The following is an 8,944-nucleotide window of genomic DNA, read 5'->3' on the forward strand; positions in this document are numbered from 1 at the left end:
TTAGGTGTTAAATCTGGCAGCGGAAGAGAAAAAATGTTTGAAGTACGAGAGTTAGAGTCTGATAGCTCATTTATTCGAAACTACTTAACTAAAGATCTTGTCATGCGAGAAGATATGTATTTATTCCAGAGACAAGGTAAGGAATATAAAGTTACCGATAAAGCATGGGAAAATGTAAGAGATCAGTTAGTTGTTAGCAGGGTAAATGGAGGATTCCCGTATATTGTTGTTCAAGAAGGTGACTATTTAAAAAATGGGGAGCTTTATTTGAAGCATTCCTATGAAAATATGGAACTTGATGTGAAGTATGTTGAGAAGGTAATGCCTTATATTCATCAGTTGTGGGGTAGAGGGGTTCATTTAGAGACGAATATTGAAGGGAAGTCTGTGTTGTTTAGTTATGATGGGAAGAATATTCATAGGAAGTATATTTGAGACCACCTTTTATAGGTGGTTTTCTTTATGGATTAGAAAGTATAGAATTCTTTTTCGGTAAGTGAACCTTATTTAACTAAATGGCAGATTAGTTGTGCGAAATGTTTCTAGTTTAAATGGAGAATGGTCACATTACTCTGGTAAAGGCTAGACAGTTCCTTTCGGAATTGAAGGATTATATCGAAGAATCAAATGATTGGGTAACGCCTTGAAGGGTTCTCTCTTAGTCGAATAGCATTAGATTTAGTAAGAATGATCGTGTTATAAGCTCGGCGAAAAGGCGTGAGAAATTACCGTACCAGTTTGGCTGACGAAAGCCTACTCGATGGAGTGGTGTAATTCATGGTGCTTGAGTTGAATGAATATGGTGAGTATGCAAATAAACCTACCAAAAAAGGTTAAGCTGACGAACTTCTGAATGTACGGGTCTATATCTGCGATACATAGAAATGTGTATATCACCAAATTGTGAGGTTAGATGTGGACGAGTAAAACTAACTAATATGAAAATCCATGATACGTTACAGGCGTATGAATGCTAACAGGCTTACAGGAAGCACCTAAGTTCATTCGATAATAGATATAATTCAACATTGTAAGCTGATAACGTGGAGGGCTTACTCCCGAAGAAGCGTTGACAAGGAAAACATTAATGACACTAGTTACTGTATAACTTGTTTTTACATCAGTGAAAGTGGTGGCACAGTACCATTGAAATGTTTAATCCACATGGAGGGATAGCCACTAGACTAATGAAGATTTATTCAACCATGTAAGGCAGTTCTTTATCGATTAATAAGGTTCATGTGAGACTAAAAGAGGTTTAACTTCGAAAGGAGCAACCGACTTATTGAAACGGGAGAAACTGAGACACAGTGAATATTACAGTATGCAAACTTGTTTTGACATACTTTATGCCCAAAGTGTCAGTGGTCATCACTTCTATGATTTAACAGAATTAATGTGTTCTGAAGATAATATTCGACTTGCCTACCGAAACATTAAAAGAAATAGAGGTAGCAAAACCGCGGGAACAGATAAATTAACGATTGATGATTTTATACACCTGTCAGTTAGAGAAGTAATAGAAAAGGTTCAAACAATGTTCATGTGTTACGAGCCTCAAACAGTAAGGCGTGTTTTTATTCCGAAAGGAAAAGGAAAAACCAGACCATTAGGGATTCCAACAATTTGGGATAGAATCTTTCAACAATGTATACTTCAAATTTTAGAGCCAATATGTGAAGCAAAATTCCATAAACATAGTTATGGGTTCAGACCGAATCGTAGCACACACCATGCCAAAGCTAGATTTGAGTTTCTTATAAATCGAGTTGGGCTCCACCATTGTATAGATGTTGATATAAAGGGCTTCTTTGATAACGTTAATCATAGTAAATTACTAAAGCAAATGTGGTCGCTTGGCATAAGGGATAAACCACTTCTTTCTATTATATCTAAACTGTTAAAAGCAGAGATTGAAGGTGTAGGTATTCCTACACGAGGAACCCCACAAGGAGGAATATTATCTCCTCTACTTTCCAACATTGTATTAAATGAGTTGGATTGGTGGATAAGTAAACAATGGGAAACGTTTGGAAGTAACCATACTTATTTAAGCAATGGCAGCAAGTATAAGTCATTAAAGAAAACAACATTGAAAGAGTGCTTTATCGTTCGCTACGCGGACGATTTTAAGATAATGTGTAGGACAAGGTCACAGGCAATAAAAATGAATTACGCTTTGAAAGACTTCCTAAAGAACAGACTACATCTTGAAACCAGTGAAGAGAAATCTAAAATTATCAACTTAAAGAAGAACTCTTCCGAGTTTCTTGGCTTCTCAGTAAAAGCCATAAGAAAAGGAAAAACATATGTAGCAAGGTCTGATATGTCGAGGAAGGCAAAAGCCAATGTCTTCCAAAAGATAAAGGAAGCTATAAAATTGGTTAAGAAAAAACCTAGCACTCAGACTGTCTGGAATTTTAATACAGTGGTAATGGGAATCCAAAACTATTATTCTGTTGCCTCTCAAATTACTATTAATCTAAATAAGTTAAACTATCATCTACGCAAAACGTTATACAATCAACTAAAGAATATTAGAACAGAGGCAAGTTTTCATGATATGACTAAGACCTTACAGAAAAGGTACAAAGGTTATAAAAGTAAATTATTTAAGATACAGCAAATGGTATTTGTCCCTATCCATGCCCAACGGTGGAAATTACCACACTGTTTTACACAAACGATATGTAACTTCACTGCCGAAGGTAGAGCGAAAATACATAATAACCTAAAAGCCATCGATAGAAATATACTTACTTACATCATGAGAAACTACATTCCAAATCGATCAATTGAATACAATGACAATCGAATCAGTAAATTTATTGCCCAATATGGTAAATGTGCCATATTAGGAGTGGATTTAGGGATAAATGAATGGCATTGCCATCACATTAATCCTTATCATCTTTCAAAGGATGATAGCTATTCAAACCTAATTATTATAGATAAAGCTATACATAAACTGCTTCATCTAAAGGATAAAGATAAAATAGAAACTCTTTTGAAATCCTTAAAACTTACTCGTAAGCAACTGGAAAAAGTAAATTCGTTACGACTAAAATGTCAGAATCAAACAATCTAAAATTGGAAGAAAAGCACTCGTCTGCTTAATACATAGAAAAGAATAAATTGGAGTAGTTGGAACGCCGTATGCGGTGAAAGTCGCACGTACGGTGTGAACAGGGGGAAAAGGGAGCGATAACTTCAAACCCTTACCTATCTGTATGAATAAGGACAATTTAAAATTCTATGAAAAAGGCAAAATTCCCCCAAGTTACAAATACCCATTATATATATAATTTTCTAAAGGCTTAATTAAAAAGGTGTGAGCACAATAACTCTGAGTAATTTTCTTCAACTTTTTCTAAACTGTATATTGTTTTGGTTTGTGTTAATACGTATCGTCATTTAACCGATAAGCATTATAAAGATGAAGATACTTTTCATAAGATTTCTCTTTTTATAACTAAAGATAGTTTAATTACTGCAATTCTTGGTTGCATAGTCATTTCCATATTTAAAACCTTAAATAATTTAAAAGGGGCAGCTAAATGAAAACATATCTTTTGGAAAGAACGAATTACATATTGTGGCTTATATGCGGTGCTGTATTGGGGGATTTGGTCAATCTTTGAGAACCAGACAATGGACTCTCACTTCAGATAACCTATATTTCTTAAAGATGATATTAATTGGTTTTGTAGCTGCTTTACTATCTTCTACCAACTGCCTTTTGAATGCTGGGCAGGTGTGACTTCGACGGTTTTGTTTGTTTTTCTGTTAATTGGATTTCATATCTAATTATTCAGATTTACCAAAAATATATTTCCTTGAAAATCAATTTCCATCCTGCCAGGCCTTCCTGCTAAATTCCAAAATTCTAGAGATACTAAAGAACCAAATTTAATTACAATTTACCTAAGATTCACAAATGTTTTTTGAATATTTGCCCAAATTTAATAACATTTATCTCTTTAATAATCGACAAAAAGGGACGTTAATTATTACAAATTACATAGGGGATAAGTGATTGTTCACCAAAAAAATTGAATAATCGACACAAAACTTCAAAATCTTTAATCGGTAACATGAGTCTTTTGAATCAAATAAACAACTGAAATTACCCCAATTTACAAAATTCACACTATTCTTAATAATTGTAAATGCATATGTAATCTGTAATGGAACCGTACGATAAAAAAGGAAAAAATAATAATTAATTTTTTTCGTGTCATTGTACTTTTAATTCAGAACATTTACAAATGTAATAAAGTAACATGGGGGAAGAATATGAGAGAAAAGGCAAAGAATAATCGTAAAATTATTAAAAGTTTGACTGTATTTACTCTTTCAACTAGTTTTATTTTAGGTTCTCTAGGGCATTCAACGAACACTATAAAAGCTGCAGGTTATTCTAAGGCTGAAGAGATTCTTGCAAACTTAACTCCACAACAAAGATCTGCATTAGACCAACTTTCAACAAATGAAGATACAGGCCTTCAAATTTCATCCGATATTGATCAATCTTCAACTAAAGAAACATCAGTCATAGTAGAGTTTGCAAATAAGCCAGCAAAAGTTGCACAAATTGAAGCGAGTCTTCAAGGGCAAACGTTAACCTCAGATGAAGCTACAAAATTGATTGAACAGGATCATGAAACGTTTAATCAAGATGTTGGACAAATATTAGTTGATGAGAATAATAAAAAGGTAGATTACAAGGTTAATCGCTCATATAAAAATGCGTTTAACGGTGTTTCAATGAGTCTACCTGCTAATCAAATAAAAAATCTTTTAAAATCAAAAGCAGTAAAAAAAGTATGGAGCAATGAAACATTCTCAATTGACCCACCTTCTGCAGAAGAAGATAGCCAATTAAAAGTTGATGAGGCTAAAGTTGGAAACTACACCCCATTTGATGGCTTAGACCGATTACATGAGGAAGGCTTTACAGGGAAAGGAATAAAGGTAGGAATCTTGGATACGGGTATTGATTATAATCACCCGGATTTAAAGGATGCATTTAAAGGTGGATATGATTTCGTTGACAATGATAATGATCCGATGGAAACTACATATGCTGATTGGAAAAAATCAGGAAAACCAGAACTAAACGGATCATCAGCATATTATACAGAGCACGGTACGCATGTTGCAGGTATTATTGGTGGCCGTGGTAAATCGGATAGTGAATACAAAATGATAGGTGCAGCACCAGAAGCGGATATTTACTCTTATCGAGTATTAGGTCCATACGGTAGTGGAACTACTGATGCCATTATTGCTGGATTAGATCGTGCATTGAAGGATGGAATGGATGTACTTAACATGTCTTTAGGTAACTCCTTAAATGATCCACTTTATGCAACTTCTATTGCTGTTAACAATGCCGTTTTAAGTGGCGTAACGACAGTTGTTGCTGCTGGTAATAGTGGAGATAAAAATTATACATTAGGTTCTCCTGGGGCTGCTGCATTGGCTTTAACAGTAGGCGCTTCTTCAATTTCAATTGAAGCCTATCAATACTCCGGTGTACAAAATGGTAAAAATTACACGGTTAGAGAATTGGCAAGAAATTACTCAGATGATCTTTCGCAGTTAAAAGGAAAAACATTCCAACTTGTAGATGTTGGACTAGCTCGAACAGCAACAGATTTTAATGGCAAAGATTTAAATGGTAAAATTGCTTTCATAAAACGCGGAACAAATGCATTAATTGACAAAATCAAAAATGTAAAAACAAGAGGCGCTATCGGAGTAATAATGTATAACGACGAGGCAAACCAGGCAGAAGGACCAATTAATGCACTAATTGGAGAATCAATTGATGCTGTGCCATCATTTACAATATCAAATAGTGATGGTCTAGCAATATTAGCTAATATAAAGTCAGGAAATTCAAGTTTCACGTTTGGAGATTATTCAAAAATTAAAACGGCTAGTGATGAGTTAGCAGCGTTTAGTTCAAGAGGTCCATCTCGAGTGAACTATGATATTAAACCTGAAGTAACGGCACCAGGTGTTGCAATTATGTCGACTGTTCCATTTTATGTAAACAATAAAAACGTAGATGGAACGCATCCTGAAGATTACAAATATGCATACGAGCGCTTATCCGGTACGTCAATGGCTACACCTTATGTAGCAGGTGTATCTGCACTTTTATTACAGTCGAACAAAGATTTACAACCAGCAGATATTAAATCAATTTTAATGAACACTGCAGATCCATTGTCAAAAGCTTATAGTGTATTTGAAATTGGAAGCGGACGAGTTGATGCATATGAAGCGATACACTCAAATGTCGAATTACAAGTGGTTGATCAAACTCCGACGCTTAATGAAAAAGGAAAACTAAAAAAGATTAATGAATTAACAGGTGGAATAAGCTTTGGTTCATTCGGGTTCGATAATCAAGATATAACTGACAATCGTACGATTACGTTAAAAAACAGAACTGAAAAAACAAAAACATTTAATGTCAAAGTTCAGTTCCAAGCTGGATTAAGAGGTTCTAAGGATGCAGCATTAAATGGTGTAACATTAACCGGACCAACTTCTATTATGCTAAATGGAAATAGCCAAAAAAATATTAAATTTGATTTAAACATTCCTAAGACTGCCGAAAAAGGAACGTATGAAGGGTATATAGTCTTTACAAATAATGCTGATCCAACAGAAACGTATCAAATTCCATTTGGTTCTAGAATAGTGAATGAAGGCATTGATACTCTTACGATCACAAACCCTATGTATTCAGGTGATACATCTATACCGGATCGAGCATTAGTAGCACAATCATTTAAGTTCTCGTTAAAATCACATATGAAAAATATAGATGTGGTGGTTCAAGATGCAACAACTGGAGAAGATGTAGGTTTAATTGGATCATTGGATGGACGTTTTATAGACGAAAACCTAGTTTACGGAATTTCATCTGGATTCTCAGGTGCTTATTTTCCATTCACAGGTGATCCAAAAAATCCAATAAGTGATTCAATTGTTCTTGCAAAAACAGGCCACTATAAATTAAAAATAATCGGGACAAATGATCAGGGGAAAACATTCTCGAAATCAGCAGATTTCATTTATGAAAAAGGCGCACCAACGATGACTTCAAGCTTTGATTCGTTAGATCAAAAGGTTATTGAATATAAAGACAGTCAATTTGATTCAAAAGGACAATTTTTGTATGACTTTAATATTAACGTAAATGATCCAGAAGTAGAGGAAGCAAATCGTGCTGGAATTCCAATTGATCAGTCTAGCAATCAAGTTGTTCCATATAACAATGATGGTTGGCCAGAGACTACAAGAAACACGGATAAAAATGGAAACTACAAAGATCAAATACTAGTACAAAAGGGTATAACACCTTTAAGAATAAAGTTTTATGCGAATGATGCTGCGAGAAACTTTACATCAAATCATACGGCAAAGTTAAGGGTAGCATTTGTTCCTGAAACTTATCCATATTATTACTTAAAAGCAAATAAACAAATAGCTTCGACTGGAGATACAATCAATTATTCACTTCGTTCAAATAATATGAAAAACTTAAAAACTGCGAAAATTACAATTCCAGTAATAAAAGTAGATAATAAAGAGCTAGCAACAATTAAAAATGTCGTCGTAAGTGATGCTGTCAAGCAATATGGAGATGCTCAAGTAACTGTTACATCTGATGATACACCTTATGTAAAAACATATACTATTACATTTAATTATTTAGGAAATAAGACTTTACCAGAAGATATGCAATTAGTTAATTTCGACTTTGTAACAGCTAATCGTTATTGGAAGGATTTCCCTGCTGACTGGGCTAGTATGCAATTTACTGGAATATCAATTGACCAATCAGATGTAGTAAAAAATAATGTTTATTCTCATATGGAATCATTTAATTTAAAACAAACTTATTCTCGATTAGAGGGTCAAATGAAATTAGAAGGGGCGATTGATCCTAAAACAGGTCAGACGAACTGGGCTTTAGATCAACAAAAAATTGGTGCGAAAGTGACTGTTACTTCATATGATGGCAAAAATGTTGCGGATGCTTTCTTTATAAATAAAAATGGAAATTATGTTGCAGATGAACTGAATGCTGATCCAAAACCTTATACACTAAAAGTAGATGTACCAGGTCATTTTACAATGTCTAAATCGTTAGTGATTTCAGATGAAGTTCGAGGAGAAACACTTGGTAGAAGACTTGGATTCAACTTAGCTGTAGCGGCAGCTGGAGATACAAATAAGGATAATGTTATTGATATTTTAGATGCATTAAATATCGAAACATATTGGGGCACAAATAAATCGGGTTCTGATTTGAACTTTGATGGTGTTGTAAATAAAAAGGATATGGACTATGTTGTTAAAAATTATGGATTACAAAATCCGACAGTTTCAGATTCACCAAAAGCAAAAAGTTCTTATAAAGGTATAACGTTAGATGATGTATTGAATAAATTAGGTTTAAAATAAACTAGTAAGAAAGGGAGGCCAATTAATTGGTTTCTCTTTTTTTATTTTCCCCATAGGAGTGGTAATAATAGTTTTATGTTAATTTGTCTTCGGTAAAGGATGACAAAATGTTATTGCTCTGTGTTGGAATTGGTAGTATTTTATTTATTATAATTTGTGGTTACTGGTGATGCATGGCTTGACAATGTTCAACTAGAAAAATCAGAAGTCTTAAAAAAGAAGATCTTTAGGAGAAACAAGGCTGGGCAAGTTATTGGCATATAAGAATAATGCGTGAACTAAATCTTGATTCAAATGAAGCAATTGAGTACGCAAAGCTTAATGCAGGAGTGGTTCAGCCATCAAAAACAAGCATTAACCCGTATTATTTAGGACTAAGAATGTTTGAAGATATTGAATATCGATATAATAATCCAACAAAAGAAATGAAAGAATTAGGTGTTAAATCTGGCAG

General features: G+C 34.0%; 3 protein-coding genes and 1 pseudogene. All 4 read left to right on the forward strand.

The window, feature by feature from the left end; translation table 11 throughout:
* The coding region (locus tag CN514_RS22770) for a SpoVR family protein (protein ID WP_141529493.1) at window positions 1-435 on the forward strand (435 nt) is incomplete at its 5' end.
* Between the two features lie 850 nt (window positions 436-1,285).
* A complete protein-coding gene (gene ltrA / locus CN514_RS22775) occupies window positions 1,286-3,088 on the forward strand; it encodes a group II intron reverse transcriptase/maturase (RefSeq protein ID WP_483295031.1) in 1,803 nt (600 codons plus the stop codon).
* A 1,208-nt stretch (window positions 3,089-4,296) separates the two neighbouring features.
* Entirely contained in the window at window positions 4,297-8,490 is a 4,194-nt protein-coding gene (locus tag CN514_RS22780; RefSeq protein ID WP_098234526.1) for a S8 family serine peptidase, read from the forward strand.
* Between the two features lie 236 nt (window positions 8,491-8,726).
* A pseudogene (locus tag CN514_RS22785) lies at window positions 8,727-8,944 on the forward strand (SpoVR family protein); the annotation flags it as partial.

This window comes from Bacillus sp. AFS001701, assembly GCF_002559405.1.
Lineage (GTDB): Bacteria > Bacillota > Bacilli > Bacillales > Bacillaceae_G > Gottfriedia.

Bases quoted from the DNA above. Each gene is read 5' to 3' on its own strand.
- CN514_RS22780 (WP_098234526.1), top strand. From the start codon at position 4,297: ATGAGAGAAAAGGCAAAGAATAATCGTAAAATTATTAAAAGTTTGACT.